Annotated in this window: 14 protein-coding genes and 1 pseudogene; 2 read left to right on the top strand and 13 right to left on the bottom strand. The window is 66.7% G+C overall.

Annotated features, from left to right (window positions below; translation table 11 throughout):
• Nucleotide 1: 1 nt before the first annotated feature.
• Nucleotides 2-1,954: a 23S rRNA pseudouridine(2605) synthase RluB gene (rluB, locus tag AC07XB_RS10430; RefSeq protein ID WP_492831414.1), complete on the bottom strand. Its 1,953-nt coding sequence runs from the start codon at nt 1,952-1,954 to the stop codon at nt 2-4.
• 5 nt (nt 1,955-1,959) lie between these two features.
• A complete protein-coding gene (gene scpB / locus AC07XB_RS10435) occupies nt 1,960-3,036 on the bottom strand; it encodes an SMC-Scp complex subunit ScpB (RefSeq protein ID WP_492372402.1) in 1,077 nt (358 codons plus the stop codon).
• Nucleotides 3,037-3,162: 126 nt separating this feature from the next.
• On the opposite strand from scpB, the gene AC07XB_RS10440 reads away from it, so the two are divergent.
• Nucleotides 3,163-3,603 carry a hypothetical protein gene (locus tag AC07XB_RS10440; RefSeq protein ID WP_492809178.1) on the top strand — a complete coding sequence of 147 codons (441 nt, stop codon included), beginning with the start codon at nt 3,163-3,165 and terminating at the stop codon, nt 3,601-3,603.
• Between the two features lie 23 nt (nt 3,604-3,626).
• On the opposite strand, the gene AC07XB_RS10445 is transcribed toward AC07XB_RS10440, so the two are convergent.
• Nucleotides 3,627-4,391, bottom strand: a complete 765-nt coding sequence (locus AC07XB_RS10445) for a sulfite exporter TauE/SafE family protein (protein ID WP_492372404.1) — start codon at nt 4,389-4,391, stop codon at nt 3,627-3,629.
• 298 nt (nt 4,392-4,689) lie between these two features.
• Between AC07XB_RS10445 and fnr the strand changes: the two genes are divergently transcribed.
• Nucleotides 4,690-5,415: a fumarate/nitrate reduction transcriptional regulator Fnr gene (gene fnr / locus AC07XB_RS10450; protein ID WP_150990999.1), complete on the top strand. Its 726-nt coding sequence runs from the start codon at nt 4,690-4,692 to the stop codon at nt 5,413-5,415.
• An 86-nt stretch (nt 5,416-5,501) separates the two neighbouring features.
• On the opposite strand, the gene AC07XB_RS10455 is transcribed toward fnr, so the two are convergent.
• The 10 genes and pseudogenes from AC07XB_RS10455 to zapE all read right to left on the bottom strand — a co-directional run bounded on the left by AC07XB_RS10455 (nt 5,502) and on the right by zapE (nt 14,994).
• Nucleotides 5,502-5,747, bottom strand: a complete 246-nt coding sequence (locus tag AC07XB_RS10455; RefSeq protein ID WP_253927466.1) for a hypothetical protein — start codon at nt 5,745-5,747, stop codon at nt 5,502-5,504.
• Between the two features lie 2 nt (nt 5,748-5,749).
• Nucleotides 5,750-5,968: a membrane protein gene (locus AC07XB_RS10460; RefSeq protein ID WP_043347331.1), complete on the bottom strand. Its 219-nt coding sequence runs from the start codon at nt 5,966-5,968 to the stop codon at nt 5,750-5,752.
• 67 nt (nt 5,969-6,035) lie between these two features.
• Nucleotides 6,036-7,535: a cytochrome c oxidase accessory protein CcoG gene (ccoG, locus tag AC07XB_RS10465; RefSeq protein ID WP_492372405.1), complete on the bottom strand. Its 1,500-nt coding sequence runs from the start codon at nt 7,533-7,535 to the stop codon at nt 6,036-6,038.
• Entirely contained in the window at nt 7,532-8,518 is a 987-nt protein-coding gene (gene ccoP, locus AC07XB_RS10470; RefSeq protein ID WP_492831413.1) for a cytochrome-c oxidase, cbb3-type subunit III, read from the bottom strand. Before ccoP ends, ccoG begins: the two co-directional genes overlap by 4 nt.
• 96 nt (nt 8,519-8,614) lie before the next feature.
• Nucleotides 8,615-8,749, bottom strand: a pseudogene (locus AC07XB_RS10475) (cbb3-type cytochrome oxidase subunit 3); the annotation flags it as partial.
• 3 nt (nt 8,750-8,752) lie between these two features.
• Nucleotides 8,753-9,430 carry a cytochrome-c oxidase, cbb3-type subunit II gene (gene ccoO / locus AC07XB_RS10480; protein ID WP_150990991.1) on the bottom strand — a complete coding sequence of 226 codons (678 nt, stop codon included), beginning with the start codon at nt 9,428-9,430 and terminating at the stop codon, nt 8,753-8,755.
• Nucleotides 9,431-9,449: 19 nt separating this feature from the next.
• On the bottom strand, nt 9,450-10,898 hold the full coding sequence (gene ccoN, locus AC07XB_RS10485) for a cytochrome-c oxidase, cbb3-type subunit I (protein ID WP_043347346.1): 1,449 nt from the start codon (nt 10,896-10,898) through the stop codon (nt 9,450-9,452).
• 180 nt (nt 10,899-11,078) lie between these two features.
• A complete protein-coding gene (ccoS, locus tag AC07XB_RS10490) occupies nt 11,079-11,225 on the bottom strand; it encodes a cbb3-type cytochrome oxidase assembly protein CcoS (protein WP_006162067.1) in 147 nt (48 codons plus the stop codon).
• Nucleotides 11,226-11,229: 4 nt separating this feature from the next.
• Entirely contained in the window at nt 11,230-13,788 is a 2,559-nt protein-coding gene (locus AC07XB_RS10495) for a heavy metal translocating P-type ATPase (RefSeq protein ID WP_492831412.1), read from the bottom strand.
• Between the two features lie 108 nt (nt 13,789-13,896).
• On the bottom strand, nt 13,897-14,994 hold the full coding sequence (gene zapE, locus AC07XB_RS10500) for a cell division protein ZapE (protein WP_043347352.1): 1,098 nt from the start codon (nt 14,992-14,994) through the stop codon (nt 13,897-13,899).
• Between the last annotated feature and the right edge of the window lie 91 nt (nt 14,995-15,085).

Consider the following 15,085-nt stretch of genomic DNA (forward strand, 5'->3'; position numbering starts at 1 on the left):
CTCAACGATTGCCGTCGCGGCCACCACCACGAGGACGGCGATTGCCGTTGGGCTTGCCGGCCTGCGGCATCACATTCCCATTGGCTTCGCCACCACCGCGGCGCTGGGAACGATTCTGACCGCCGCCCATACCGCCCATGCCGCCCATGCCAGCGCCACGGCCGCCACTGCGGCCGCCGCGGCCCGGGCCGCCCGGGCCGCGGGGGGAACCCGCCGCGCCACCACCCAGCTTGGTGGTATGGGACGTCAGCAGGGTCGGGCCACCGATGTAGCCCATCGACGTTTGCATCGGATCCGGCTGGCCGCGGCCAGCGCCGCTGCCGCGCGGGCCGTTGCCGCGGTTGACGCGCGGCAGGCCGTCCATGCCGGTCGGCATCGGCATGCCGGCAATGGCTGCCTCGGTGCGCTGCTGGCGGCCACCCACCTTGCTGCCGCCGCGGGGACCACTCTCCCCCTTGGACGGCGCCTTCAGGCCGATGGATGCCATCAGCGCGCGCACGTCGTCCGCCGCGAGCTCCTGCCAGCGGCCGCGCTTCAGGCCGCGCGGCAGCAGGAACTGGCCGTAACGGGTACGGATCAGGCGCGACACGGTCAGGCCGACGGCCTCGAACATGCGGCGGACTTCGCGGTTGCGGCCTTCGGTCAGCGCCACGTGGTACCAGTGGTTGATGCCTTCGCCACCGCCGTCCGCGATGCGCAGAAAATTAGCCTCGCCATCGTCGAGCTTGATGCCATGCAGCAGGCGCTGGCGATCGGCCTCGGCCAGCTCACCCAGCGTGCGCACCGCATATTCGCGCTCCACGCCGTAGCGCGGATGCATGAACTTGTTGGCGATATCGCCCGAGGAGGTAAAGATCAGCAAGCCCTCGGTGTTGAAGTCGAGGCGGCCCACGGCCACCCACTTCCCTGCCTTGATGCGCGGCAGGCTGTCGAACACGGTCGGACGGCCTTCCGGATCCGACTGGCTGACGATTTCGCCGGACGGCTTGTGATACAGCAGCACGCGCGGAGGCTTGGACGACACACGGCGATGAATCAGCTTGCCGTTGACCCGGACCTGGTCGGCCGGCAGGATGCGCTGGCCGATGTGGGCAGGCAGGCCATTGACCGAAACCCGGCCCTGCAGGATCAGCTCTTCCATTTCCCGGCGCGAGCCCAGTCCACCCTCGGCGAGCACTTTGTGCAGCTTGGGCGCATCATCGTCTGCAGACAGCTCGCGCACCGGCTTGACCCGGGCTTGCGGACCACTCGACTCTTCCTGGTCGTACTGACCGGAAATGACAAAGCGGAACAGGTCCTCGCCGCTCGCGGCGGCGGGCGCCTTCTCAGGCACACCCGCGGCCGGGCGCTGCGCGCCGCCTTTGCCCTTGTTACCCTTGCCTTGCTGGCGCGGGCCACCTTGCTGCCCTTCGGCGCCACCACGGCGAGCCGCGCCTTGCGGCTGCTGGCCTTGCTGCGGCTTGCGCTTGCGGGCGCCATTCCCGTTCGGGTTGGCGCGCGCGCCATCACGCTGGCGCTCGCCCGTGGCTTCTCCGCCAGCTTCGCTTGCGCCTTCGGCATTGTCACCGCTGAAGTTCCGGCGGCCTCGCGGCGCCGGGCGTTCGCCCTGCTGCTCGCCGGCCTGCACAGCCTCGCCTTCCGCGAGCTTGCGTTTGCCACGCGTACGTCCCTTCCTTGCGCCGTCGCCACGCGCGTCTTGCGCGGCGCCCGCATCGGGGCCGCCCGCAGGGATTGCCGCCCCGCCGTCCGCGGCACGGTCGCCGTCGCGGTCCTGCGCGGCCTGGCGGCGCGTGGCCACCAGATTGCGCAAGCCACGGCGCAGGCCCTTGCGGCGCGGCGCGCCATCGGTGCCGGCGCCGCCTTCGGCGCCATTGCCGGCATCGCCGGCCGGCGTATCCGCCTGGCGGACGTCTTGATCAGAATCGGACAAGGTATTCACATTCGGATGTTGCATGGTGTTCAGTTGGACACGCGCTGGTCGTGCTCGTCGTGCTCGCTGGGGTGCGCCGGATTCGTCGTGGACGCCCCCGGGACTTCGGACGCCTGCTCGCCGGAGGCCACTTGTACGTGGTAACCGTTGGCGGGCGTGTCCGTTTGCTCATTTGTTTCACCGTCTTCGACGGCTTGCTCCGCGGCTATGTCGCCAGACAGCGCGCCGGCGGGCTCGGCGGACACCGGCTCGCTCCCTGGCTCACTGCCTGGCCCGGGCGTCGCCGGCACTTCCGCCTCGGCCTCGGGCGCGGGTGTGAACCCGGCTTCCGCTTGCGCCAAGGCCTCCTTCCTTTCAAACGCATCCACCAAATCGGCGATGCCATCCATGGCGCCGGCCGCAAGACCGTCGGGGGCAACCACGCCGGAAGAGGTCGGTTCACCCTCTCCGGCATCCGCCGCAACCAGCGCGGCAGCGCCGGCCTGATCAGCGCCAGGTTCCGCGAATGCCTCTTCGTCGCTATCCGCCGGCACCTTGCCCAGCGCCTCGAAGTCAATCGGCTCCTGATTCAGCAGCGCGACCTGCGCCTGGGCCTGGATGTCCTCCAGCGGCGGCAATTCATCGAGCGTGCGCAGGCCAAGGTCATCAAGGAAGTTCTTGGTGGTGGCATAAAGCGCAGGCCGCCCGGGCACGTCACGGTGGCCGATCACCTCGATCCAGCTGCGGTCCTCGAGCTTCTTCACGACTTCGGTGCTGACCGCGACACCACGGATTTCCTCGATATCGCCCCGCGTGACCGGTTGCCGGTAGGCAATGATCGCCAGCGTCTCCATCACGGCGCGGGAGTACTTGGGCGGCTTTTCAGGATTCAGCCGATCCAGGTATTCACGCATGACAGGGCGGCTCTGGAAACGCCAGCCACTGGCCAGTGCCACGAGTTCCACGCCGCGTTGCTCCCAGTCGCGGCGCAGCTCTTCGAGCAGCACACGAATGGTGTCGGCACCGACGTCGTCGGCAAACAGCCGGCGCAAGTCATTGACGCGCAAGGGTTCCTGCGCGCAGATCAGCGCGGTCTCGAGGACGATCTTCGCCTCTTGGGTATTCATGTTGATTGCGTGCAGCCTGTCTTTGCACCTGCGCCCCGGTTGATCCCGGGCGCACTGGAGATTGCGGGTTCAGCGGTAGGGATTGCCACCGCCATCTGGCCGCGCAGCCAACCGCATGCTTGATGCATGCCAGCCGTGCGCCTTCTTTTATTGCATCGGGTGCCGGACCTGACCGGCAGGAGATCGCCCGGCCACCGGCATTATCTGCCAGTCGACGGAGCCCTTGCGTCGCGCCTTCCCCCTGATGTGGCGGACCTGTCCGGCGCGGCGTTTATCATCGAACGCGCCGGGTGCAAGAAAATACGGATATCGGGCCTGCTGGCCTATTTCACCCCGCCCTGCCGTAGCTGGTCTTTTGAACCGAATCTTTTGAACCGGACGGCGGATGGGGAACGGTCCCTGGCGCTGATGCCTGCCTGGGTGTTCCTGGCATGCATCCCTGAGCAGCGGATGCTACCTGACGATGCCACGATGAAATACGTGCGCGATATCGCTGTTCTTGCGATTGTATGGCATTCCCTGGCAAACCTGCAACCGATTCGCACAGCTACCTCAGCGAAGAAGTGACAGATACACCACGAAGCAGCGCTTCAGAAGACCAGGCAGAATCCATGCGCGGCAAGCGTCTCAGGCAAAAGCAGCGCGCGCGCCACCCCGGCCAAGCCAAAGGCCACCACCGCAAGCCCAGCGCCAGCCCGCAACGCCGGGCGCCGCGAAAGCTGCCTGAGATAGCCGGACAGGCCCGAGATCACCAGCAGGTTCGGCAGGGTGCCCAAGCCAAACACGGCCATCACCAGCGCGCCCGACGGGGCATTGCCGGCCAGCAACGCCATGGCAAGAGCACCGTACACCATGCCGCACGGGACCAGCCCCCAGGCTAGCCCCATGCCGTAGCGGCGCAGCAACCGGCCCTGCCCATGCGCCCGGGCCACAGCCGGCAAGCGCGCCCCGACGGCACCAAGGCCGCGCAGCAAGCCACCCGCGCCCCGGGCGGCGAGCCGCTCCAGCCAACCCGTACCCATGGTGCGCCCGCGCAACATCCACAAGCCCGACAGCACCAGCATTACACTGCCGACCCCGAACAGCCAGCGCTGCAGCGGCAGGTACTGCGTCTTCCAGACGCCGGCGCCAAGGGCGCCCAGCAAGCCTCCCAGCACCGCATACATGCTCAGCCGCCCGGCATGCATGACAAGCAGTTCCAGCAACCAATGGCCGGGACGCCGGAGCACCGTGGCAGGCACGCGCGCAACGCCGCCCTGCTCCGCCGCCAGCGCGATCCCGCCGCACATGGCGGCGCAGTGCACGCCGCCCAGCAAAGCCAAGGTAAATACGCTGATAAGCACGCCTATGGTCAACTTCTCCTCCCAATCACACAATCGCAACGTCTGGCGCGGTAAAATGCGGCGAACGCGCCCCCGCAGCTCCAAGAGGCGCTATCAACATGAGGCCTTGCGCCCGCGCACACCAGCGCGCTCGCACAACATGACGACGGGCACGGCAAGCCGCGCTGCACAGATAGCGCACTGCCGCAAGACCCGCGCGCCAGGCCGATGTGGATAGCGCTTCCAACCGACGACTCTCAACGTCAAGCTCTCAACTCAATGCGCCCGCCACATCGCGCTTGACTGACTGCGCTAAACCGACAGGCCCCAATTGCTCACCACCATTCCCATTACCGAGATGTCGCCCCGCTGCTCCACTTGCTCGCTCGGCCAGCTCTGCCTGCCCGTCGGCATGTCGCAGCAGGACCTCGAAAAGATGGATACGCTGGTCCAGGACCGGGTGCGCGTACGCAAGGGCGAAACCCTGTACCGCCTCGGCGATCCTCTCACCGCCGTCTACGCGATCCGCTTCGGCACGCTCAAGACCCACCTGACAATGGAAGACGGCCGCTCGCAGATCACGGGCTTCCACCTTCCCGGCGAAGTCGTCGGCCTCGACGGCCTTGGCGAGATGCAGCATGCGTCGGACGCCACCGCGCTGGAAGATACCGAAGTCTGCGTGGTGCGCTTTGGCGATCTCCAGACGCTGTCCAACGTCCTGCCGTCGCTGCAGCATCAGTTCATGCGCCTGATGAGCAAGGAGATCTCGCAGGACCAGGTCATGTTGATCACGCTCGGATCGATGCGCGCCGAGGAGCGGCTTGCCGCTTTCCTGATCAACCTGTCCGAGCGCTTGTCCGCGCGCGGCTATTCGGCCTCCGAGTTCGTGCTGCGCATGAGCCGCGAGGAAATCGGCAGCTACCTGGGGCTCAAGCTCGAAACCGTCAGCCGCCTGTTCTCGCGCTTTGCGGAAGCCGGCCTGATCCAGATCCGCCAGCGCCACGTCAAGCTGGTCGACATGGTGGGGATCAAGCAGATCGTCAACAAGTCCTGCTGACCTGCACGTCGCGCGCCGCCCTCGCCTGCGGCGGCTCGCCGCGATGCCGCGCCTGCTGGCCTGAACCGGCAAGGCGCGCATCGCAATCACTCCAGCTCGTCCGTGTCCGCCAGCCGCGTGGGCATGGTGTACAGCGTCAAGCCGCTCGACAGCGCGCACAGCACCCACGCGATCAGGAAACCCACGGTGTAGACCGCCTCCCGCGATGCCTCGACCGGCTGGCCGAAGAAGCGCAGGTCGCCGGGATCGACCATGGAGAATACCAGCGCGGTCGTCAGCCCGGCGACCAGGAAAGCGGGCCACAGCACCCACATCAGCCAGCGTAGCCTCATGATCACCTCGCTTGCGCCGCGACCGGCGCTGCCTGGCGTGCCGCGCTGCCCGCCTTCTCAACCACCAGGCCGTGGCGCGCCACCCCTTCCTCAATGGGCGGATCCGGATGGGTCATGGCCAGCCAGATCGTGACCCCGCAGGCCACCATGGCCACGAACGGCCCACTCATCAGCAGCCACGGCCATGGCTCCTTCCACCAGGGATTACTTTGCTGCGTCATCTGGCCTCCTCTAGATCTAGATCGCGTATGTTGCGTACGGATTGGTGCAACCAGCGTCCCTGCCGCCTCATAGATTGCGCGGCACGATAAAGCTGGTGCTCTGTCGAATCTCCGCGCCATGGCTCCCCGCGCCCTCGTCGGGCACCGCGGTCACTGTGACCTCGATCTTGTGCGTGCCCTGCGCCGCGGACTCGATCGGCACGCGCACCCGGATGGGAATCAGGCGATTGGACGTGGGCTCCAGGTTGCCGGCAGCGTGATCATATTCCACAGCCAGGCCCTTGAGCTCATCGCTGCCCGCGCTGACGGCGACGCGCATTGGCGCCTCGGTCGTGTTGATCAGCTGCAGCCGGTACACGTTCTCGATCCAGCGCCCTTCCACTTCCCGCCCCAGCGCGCCGCGGTCGCGGATGATATCGACCTTGAGCGGCGTGCGCATGGCCAGCGAGGCCATGAAGCCGGCGACCAGCGCCAGCCAGATCACCGAGTAGATCACCGTGCGCGGCCGCACCAGGCGCTTGCGCGCCACGGTCTCGGAGAGCGCGCTGCGCATGGCGTTCTCGGACGTATAGCGGATCAGCCCGCGCGGGTAAGCCATCTTGTCCATGACCTGGTTGCAGGCGTCGATACAGGCGCCGCAGCCAATGCAGTCGTATTGCAGGCCATCGCGGATATCGATGCCAGTAGGACAGACCTGCACGCAGATGCTGCAATTCACGCACGAGCCCAGCCCGGCGGCCTTGTGGTCCGCCTTGCGCGAGCGGCTGCCGCGCGGCTCGCCGCGGCCCACGTCATAGGTGACCACATAGGTGTCGCGATCCACCATCACGCTCTGGAAGCGCGCATACGGGCACATGTACTTGCAGACCTGCTCGCGCATGAAGCCGGCGTTGCCCCAGGTGGCAAACGAGTAAAACAGCATCCAGAACGTCTGCCACGGACCCAGCGAGAGGCTCAGCACCTGCGCGCCGAGCGTGCGAATGGGCGAGAAATAGCCGACGAAGGTAAAGCCCGTCCATAGCGCGATCACGATCCAGAGCGTGTGCTTGGTGGCCTTCAGGCGCAGCTTGCGCACGCTCCATGGATCGCCGTCCAGGCGGATGCGGGCAAAGCGGTCGCCTTCCACATGCCGCTCGATCCACATGAAGATCTCGGTGTACACCGTCTGCGGACAGGCGTAGCCGCAGAATAGACGCCCCGCGATCGCCGTGAAGAGAAACAGCGACACCGCGGAGATCACCAGCAGCACGGCAAGGTAGATCACGTCCTGCGGCCACAGCACCAGGCCGAAGATATAGAACTTGCGCGCGCCGAGATCGAACAACATGGCCTGGCGGCCATTCCACTGCAGCCAGGGCATGCCATAGAAGAACAGCTGGGTCAGGACCACCATCCAGACCCGCCAGCTCGAGAACGCACCCGACACCGAGCGCGGATAGATCTTGCGGCGGACTTCGTACAGGGTCTCGTCCGACGTTTCCGCGTCCGCCGAATCAGGCGTGGGCGCTCGCAGCGGCGCCCACGCGGCCCCGTTCCTTTCAAGCGGCTCCGGTCCGGGGGCGTTCATGGGCGAACACCCCCGCCGCGGTGCGGGCCCGGCTGACAAGCATAAGCGCAGTGGCTCATTGCTTCGCCCCCCTCGCCTGCGCCGCCGGTGTTGGACAGGCCCCAGACATAGGCCGTCAACATGCGGATACGCTCTGGCGTGAGGATTTCCTCGTGCGCCGGCATATGGTTGTTGTGGCCCTTCAGGATGGCGTCGACGATGTTCGCCTCCGAGCTGCCGTACAGCCACACGCGGTCCGACAGGTTAGGCGCGCCAAGCGCCTGGTTGCCCTTGCCGGTGGAGCCATGGCAGGCCGCGCAGGTGGACTTGAACGTGCTCTCGCCGCGCGAGGCGCGGATCGGGTCGTAAGACAGGCCGGACAGCGAGCGCACGTATTGCGCCACGTCGCCAGCGAGCTTGCCGTCGATGGTCGAGGCGAACGACGGCATCACGCCGTTGCGGCCCTTGGTAATGGTCTGCGTGATGGTCTCGGGCTCCCCGCCGTACAGCCAGTCGTTGTCGGTCAGGTTGGGAAAGCCGCGGCTGCCGCGCGCATCGGAGCCGTGGCATTGCGCGCAGTAGTTGAGAAACAGGCGTTGCCCGATCTCGCGCGCCGCCGGGTCGGCCGCCACCTGCTTGACGTCCATCTGCATGTACTTGCCATAGACCTCGCGCTGCAGTTGTTCGGCCGCCTGGCGGTGCGCCTCCAGCTCAACCCGGCTGGAGGTCTTGAGCACGCCGGCGTAGGAACCCAGGCCGGGGTACAGCACCAGGTAACCCAGGCCAAAGATGCATGCCAACAGGAACATCCACATCCACCAGCGTGGCAGCGGGTTGTTCAGCTCGCGCAGGTCGCCGTCCCACACGTGGCCGGTGTCCTCGGGCGCACCCACAATCTTGGTGACCTTGCGCTGGGAAAACAGCAGCCACACGCACCAGACGATGCCGACCAGCGCGATGGCGGCAATGTAGTAGCTCCAGAAATCCGTGAAGAAGTCGCTCATGACTCAGTGTTCCTGCTTGGTGTTGTTTGCGCCGCCGGCATGACGCGCGACGCGGTGGCCGGCATCGGGCCTGGCGTCTTGGCGTGCGGCCAGCGGCTCGTCGGGCAAGGCGAACGGCAGCATGGCCGACTCCTGGTTGGCGGCCTTGCGCCCTGACGACCAGGCCCACCAGCAGATGGCGATGAAGGCAGCCATCGAGACCACGGTGGAAAACGCGGTGATCATTGCCATGGCTTACTCCTTGGCCGGCGTGGCCGCGGGCTGCGCGGCAGCCGCGGTATCGACACGCACATTGCGCTTGGCGATGCCAAGCTCCTGCAGGTAGGCGACCATCGCGTCTTCCTCGGTCTTGCCGGCCAGCGTGGCAGGCGCCTGCTCAATCTCGGCGTCGGTGTACGGCACGCCGAGACGGCGCAGCGCACGCATGCGGTCGCGGACATCGTTGGTCTGCAACGGCGTTTTCTCCAGCCACGGGTAGGACGGCATCACCGATTCGGGCACCACGTCGCGCGGATTGCGCAAGTGGATGCGCTGCCAGTCATCGGAGTAGCGTCCGCCCACGCGCGCCAGGTCGGGACCGGTACGCTTGGAGCCCCACAGGAAGGGATGGTCGTAGACCGATTCGCCCGCCGTGGAGTAGTGGCCATAGCGCTCGACATCGCCTTGCAAGGTGCGCACCTGCTGCGAATGGCAGCCCACGCAGCCCTCGCGGATATAGATATCGCGGCCCATCAGGCGCAGCGCGGAGTACGGCTTGATACCCGCGTCGGGCTCGGTGGTGGAGTGCTGGAAGAACAGCGGCACGATCTGGACGAGCCCGGCGATGCTGACCACCAGGATGGTGCAGATGATCAGCCACCCGATATTCTTCTCCAGGGTCTCGTGCGTAAAGAAGCTTCGTTTTTCGGACATCGTTTCTATCCTGGAATGATCAATGGGCGGAGGCGGAAACGCTGGTCGGGATCAGTGCATCCACGGCAGGCTTGCCGATGATGGTCCTGGCCACGTTGTATGCCATCAGCAGCATGCCTGAGAGGAAGCACAAGCCACCCAGCAAGCGGATCAGGTAGAACGGGTACTTGGCCTTGACCGCTTCCACGAAGGCGTAGGTCAGCGTGCCGTCGGGCTGGGTGGCGCGCCACATCAGGCCCTCCATCACACCGGCAATCCACATCGAGGCGATGTACAGCACCACGCCGATGGTAGCGATCCAGAAATGCAGCTCGATCAGGCGCACGCTGTACATCTCCTTCTCGCCAAAGAGCCGCGGGATCAGGTAGTAGAGCGAACCGATCGAGATCATCGCGACCCAGCCCAGCGCGCCGGAGTGCACGTGGCCAATGGTCCAGTCCGTGTAGTGCGACAGCGCGTTGACGGTCTTGATCGACATCATCGAGCCCTCGAAGGTCGCCATGCCGTAGAACGACAGCGCCACCACCAGGAACTTGAGGATGGGATCGGTGCGCAGCTTGTGCCAGGCACCCGACAAGGTCATGATGCCGTTGATCATGCCGCCCCACGAAGGCGCCAGCAGGATCAGGGAGAACACCATGCCGAGCGATTGCGCCCAGTCCGGCAGCGAGGTGAACTGCAGGTGGTGGGGACCAGCCCACATATAGGTGAAGTTGAGCGCCCAGAAGTGAACGATCGACAGGCGGTAGGAATAGATCGGGCGGCCGGCCTGCTTGGGGATGAAGTAATACATCATGCCCAGGAAGCTGGTGGTCAGGAAGAAGCCCACCGCGTTATGGCCGTACCACCACTGCACCATGGCGTCCTGCACGCCGGCATACGCCGAGTAGGACTTCCACATGCCCACCGGCATCTCGGCGTTGTTGACGAGATGCAGGATGGCGATGGTCAGGATGTACGCGCCGAAGAACCAGTTGGCCACGTAGATATGGCGGGTCTTGCGCTTCATGATGGTGCCGAAGAACACGATGGCATAAGCCACCCAGACCAGCGTGATCAGGATGTCGATCGGCCATTCGAGCTCGGCGTATTCCTTCGAGCTGGTGATGCCCAGCGGCAGCGTGATGACCGCGGCCACGATCACCAGTTGCCAGCCCCAGAACGTGAAGGCCGCCAGCGGGCCGCAAAACAGCCGCGCCTGGCAGGTGCGCTGCACGATGTAGTACGAAGTAGCGAACAGCGCGCTGCCGCCGAAGGCGAAGATGACCGCATTGGTGTGCAGCGGGCGCAAGCGTCCGAACGACAGCCATGGCGTGTTGAAATTAAGCTCCGGCCAGATCAACTGTGCCGCGAGCAGAACGCCTACGGCCATACCGACAATCCCCCAGACTACCGTCATGACGGCAAACTGCCGCACAACGCCGTAATTGAAGGTGTCGGCGCGAGAATACGCGGCGGTGACAGCCATTCAGACCCCCAGATTGGATAAACATGAATTGATGTTGTGACTGTAGGAAAAGCGCGCGCAAGCTGTCTTGATCTGTATCAAGCGCACCGGAAAGCATGGGAACTCAGGTGCAACGGCGTCTCACATCCGCACACACGGCAACGCGGCCGCGCACGGGCACGGCCGCATTGCCGTGATCACTCAGGGCTTATCGTTGTCGAGCAGAATGGCCTCGCCGGGCCGGTCGAGGTCGTCGTATTGCCCGGCGTGCAGCGCCCACCAGAGCGCGCCGGCGATCACCGCGACCAGCACCAGGCTCATCGGCACCAGCAGGTAGAGCATGTCCATGGCGTCAATCTCCGGGCTTGCCGGCGCGCAGCAGGCGCCAGGCGTTGGCTACCACCAGCAGCGACGACACCGACATGCCGATGCCCGCCATCCAGGCGGTGACATAGCCGGTTGCCGCCAGCGGAATGGCGATCACGTTATAGGCAAAGGCCCAGGCGAGGTTCTGGCGCACCACACTGCGCGCACGGCGGGCCATCTTGAGCGCGTTCGCGATCTCCGCCACGCGGCCATGGGTCAGCACCGCGTCGGCGCCGGCCTGCGCCAGCGGCGCGCCGCTGCCGATGGCGATCGAGACTTGCGCCTGCGCCAGCACCGGCGCGTCGTTGATGCCGTCGCCCACCGCCAGCACCACGGCGCCGCCGCGCTGCAGGCGCGCCACGTACTCGCGCTTGCCTTCGGGCGTGACACCGCCCTCGCGGCGCGGGATCTGGAAATGATCGGCCCACCAGCCGACGGTGGCCGGCGTATCGCCCGAGACGAGATGGCAGGTCACGCCGAGCGCGCGCAACTCGCTGAGCAAGCGCGCGGATTGCTCACGCGCCACATCGGCCAACTCGAACACCGCCAGCGCACCGGCGGCGCTGCCCAGCCATACCAGCGTGGCGCCGCGGCGCTCGCTGCCGGCAAGTTCTGCGTGCCAGCTGGCGGCGCTGCCATGCTCGCACAGCGCCTCCACGAACTCGCGCCGGCCAAGGCGGTAACGCTGCCCATCCAGATCGGCTTCAAGGCCCTGCCCCGGCACGTTGCGCATGCCGTCGATGGCGAGCGTCTCGTGTGCAAGGCCTTGGGCTTGCGCGGCGTCGACGATGCCGCGCGCGATCGGGTGCTCGCCGGAGCGTTCCATGGCCGCGGCCAGGCGCAGGCAGGTAGCGGCATCGGCATCGCCGCTGGACTGCGTGCGCACCAGTGCGAAACGCCCCTGCGTGAGCGTGCCGGTCTTGTCGAGCATCACGTCCGTGACGCTGGCCAGGGTCTCCAGCGCGTGGCCGCGCGTGAGCAGCAAGCCGCGGCGCGACAACGCGGCCCCGGCCGCGGCCAGCGCCGCCGGCGTGGCCAGCGAGAGCGCGCACGGGCAACTCACCACCAGCACCGCCACCGTCACAAGCAACGCGCGCGCGGGATCGATCCAGGCCCACCAGACGGCGCCGGTGACGGCCGCCAGCACCAGCAAGATGGCGACGAACCAGCCCGCCACGCGGTCGGCCACGGTGGCAAGGCGCGGCTTCTCGGCCAGCGCGCGGTCCAGCACGGCGACGATCTCCGCCAGCCGGGTGCCCGCCCCTACCTTGGCCACGCGCAACTCAAGCGGGCTCGCGGTGTTGAAGCAACCTGCCAGCACGGGATCCCCGATGCCGCGCGGCACCGGCCGGCTCTCGCCGGTCAGCATGGATTCATCGAGCTCGCTCGCGCCGGCGATCACCGTGGCATCGGCGGGTACCACCTCGCCCGCCTTGACGCGGATCAGGTCGCCAGCGCGCAGGCGTGCCACCGGCACCCGCTCGCCCGCGCCGCCCTCGGCACGCAGGCGCTCGCAGGTGGCGGGCAACTGCCGCGCCAGCATCTCGGCACCACTGCGCGATGCCTGGCGCACGCGCAGCTCCAGGTAGCGCGCCAGCAGCAAGAACGCGACAAACATGGTGACGGAATCGAAGTACACCTCGCCGGTGCCGCGTAGCGTCGCCACGGTGCTGGCGATAAAGCCCGCCCCCACGCCCAGCGCCACCGGCACATCCATGCCCAGGTGGCGCTGCCGCAGCCCACGCCACGCCCCAGCGAAGATCGGCGAGGCCGAGTACAGCACCACAGGCAAGGTCAGCACCAGGCTGGCCCAGCGCATCAGCTGCAACTGGCCCGGATCGATGGTGGCTTCATGGGTATAGATGGGCCATGCGTACATCATCACCTGCATCATGCCGAGCATGGCCACCGCCATGCGCATCAGCAGGCCACGGCGCGCATGACGGTCCTGCCGGTCCGAGCGCGAAACCTCGAACGGCCACGCCAGGTAGCCGATCCCCGCCAGCGCAGCGAGCAAGGCGGAGACCGGCTGCTCGGCCGCGCGCCAGCGCACCACCACGCGGCGCGTGGCCACGTTGGCGATCACCGATTCCACACCGGGCAGGCTGCCCAGGTGCTGCTCGATCAGCCAGGCGCAGGCGGCGCAGCGGATATTCTCCGGCGCCAGCGTGATCTCGGCCCGACGTTCGTCCAGCGGGCGCACGAACTGGGCCCGTAACTCCTCGGTGTCGTAGGCGGCCCAGACAGGCTCGGCCTCGCGCCGCGCCGCGTCGTCGATCGGCCGGGCAAAGCGGGCCTGGTCGCCATAGAGATGGCCGAACCCGGCTGCGTGCAGTGTCTGCGCCAGGGCCTGGCAGCCACCGCAGCAAAACGCCTGTTCTTCGCCGTCGATGCTGGCATGCAAGGGCGGCTCGCCGGCCACGAGCGGCTGTCCGCAGTGGAAGCAGCCCGCACGCCCGGCGGCCGCAGGCACGCCGCTTGCGCGTGCAGGCGGCGGATTGGGCAGGGACCGGGCGGAATAGGCTGGGGCTGGGGAAGTCGGCATCGGGACTCTTTTTTACCATCTGCATGGTAAGAGTCCCGGTGGCAAGCCGCCTTGATACAGATCAAGCGGGTGGCCAGACGGCGCACGGCGCGCCGCCTGCGCAGGGCATCAGGTCAGAGAGGTGTCGACCGTACGGCGCGGCGCTTCCAGGTATTCGCGCGACTGCATCTCGATGATGCGCGACACCGTGCGGCTGAACTCGTTGGCCATCTGGCCTTCGGTGTAGAGTTCATCCGCCGGCACTTCCGCCGAGATCAGCAGCTTGACCTTGTGGTCGTAGAACACGTCGATCAGCCAGGTGAAACGGCGTGCCTCCGACGACATGCGCGGCGTCATCCTGGGCACGTCGGAGAGGATCACCGTGTGGAACTCGGTGGCGAGCTCCAGGTAGTCGTTCTGCGAGCGCGGGCCACCGCACAGCGTATTGAAATCGAACCAGACCACCCCGCCCGCCTTGCGCAGCGCGCGCAGTTCGCGGTGCTCGATATGCAGGATGGGGGATTCGTCGGCCACGCCGGCAATACCGGTAAAGGCATGGCGCAGGGCCGAGCTGGCCTCGGGTCCCAGCGGCGTGTGATACGCCTCCACCTGCTCCAGCGCGCGCTTGCGGTAGTCGATGCCGGCATCGACATTGAGCACGTCGAGCTTGTGCTGCAGCAGCGCGATGGCCGGCAGCACGCGATCCCGGTGCAAGCCGTCCGGGTACAGCAGGTCCGGCCGGTAGTTCGACGTCATCACGAACTGCACGCCATTCTCGAACATCTGCTGCAGCAGGCGGTGCAGGATCATCGCATCGGCCACGTCGCTGACATGGAACTCATCAAAGCAGATCAGGCGGAACCGCCGCGCGATGCGCTTGGCCAGTTCGTCCAGCGGATCCGGGCGCCCGCGCAGCTCTTCGAGCTGGCGATGCACCTCGCGCATGAATTCGTGGAAATGCAGCCGAGTCTTGCGCACCACCGGTACGCAGGTATAGAAGCTGTCCATCAGGAAGGACTTGCCGCGGCCGACCCCGCCCCACAGGTACACGCCCTTGGGCACGTCCGGGTGCACCAGCAGCTTTTTCAGCGTGCTGTTGCGCCGGCTCTTGTAGGCCACCCACTCGTCATAGCATTGCTGCAGGCGCTCGACGGCGCGCAACTGCGCGGGGTCGGTGGTGTAGCCACGTTGCTTCAGTTCCTGCTCGTAGTACTCACGGACGTTCATGCTGACTGCTTGCGCTGGATGCCGGGAGGCGCCGGCTTGAATGAGGATCGAGGCGCGTGACAGGGCCATCTGCCCCTGCCGCCCCGAAAGC

This window comes from Cupriavidus sp. GW821-FHT02F09 (genome assembly GCF_059421605.1).

Bases quoted from the DNA above. Each gene is read 5' to 3' on its own strand.
- AC07XB_RS10440 (WP_492809178.1), top strand. From the start codon at position 3,163: ATGCCAGCCGTGCGCCTTCTTTTATTGCATCGGGTGCCGGACCTGACC.
- zapE (WP_043347352.1), bottom strand. From the start codon at position 14,994: ATGAACGTCCGTGAGTACTACGAGCAGGAACTGAAGCAACGTGGCTAC.
- AC07XB_RS10495 (WP_492831412.1), bottom strand. From the start codon at position 13,788: ATGCCGACTTCCCCAGCCCCAGCCTATTCCGCCCGGTCCCTGCCCAAT.
- AC07XB_RS10455 (WP_253927466.1), bottom strand. From the start codon at position 5,747: ATGAGGCTACGCTGGCTGATGTGGGTGCTGTGGCCCGCTTTCCTGGTC.
- AC07XB_RS10460 (WP_043347331.1), bottom strand. From the start codon at position 5,968: ATGACGCAGCAAAGTAATCCCTGGTGGAAGGAGCCATGGCCGTGGCTG.
- ccoO (WP_150990991.1), bottom strand. From the start codon at position 9,430: ATGTCCGAAAAACGAAGCTTCTTTACGCACGAGACCCTGGAGAAGAAT.
- scpB (WP_492372402.1), bottom strand. From the start codon at position 3,036: ATGAATACCCAAGAGGCGAAGATCGTCCTCGAGACCGCGCTGATCTGC.
- ccoG (WP_492372405.1), bottom strand. From the start codon at position 7,535: ATGAACGCCCCCGGACCGGAGCCGCTTGAAAGGAACGGGGCCGCGTGG.
- ccoS (WP_006162067.1), bottom strand. From the start codon at position 11,225: ATGGACATGCTCTACCTGCTGGTGCCGATGAGCCTGGTGCTGGTCGCG.
- ccoN (WP_043347346.1), bottom strand. From the start codon at position 10,898: ATGGCTGTCACCGCCGCGTATTCTCGCGCCGACACCTTCAATTACGGC.
- ccoP (WP_492831413.1), bottom strand. From the start codon at position 8,518: ATGAGCGACTTCTTCACGGATTTCTGGAGCTACTACATTGCCGCCATC.
- rluB (WP_492831414.1), bottom strand. From the start codon at position 1,954: ATGCAACATCCGAATGTGAATACCTTGTCCGATTCTGATCAAGACGTC.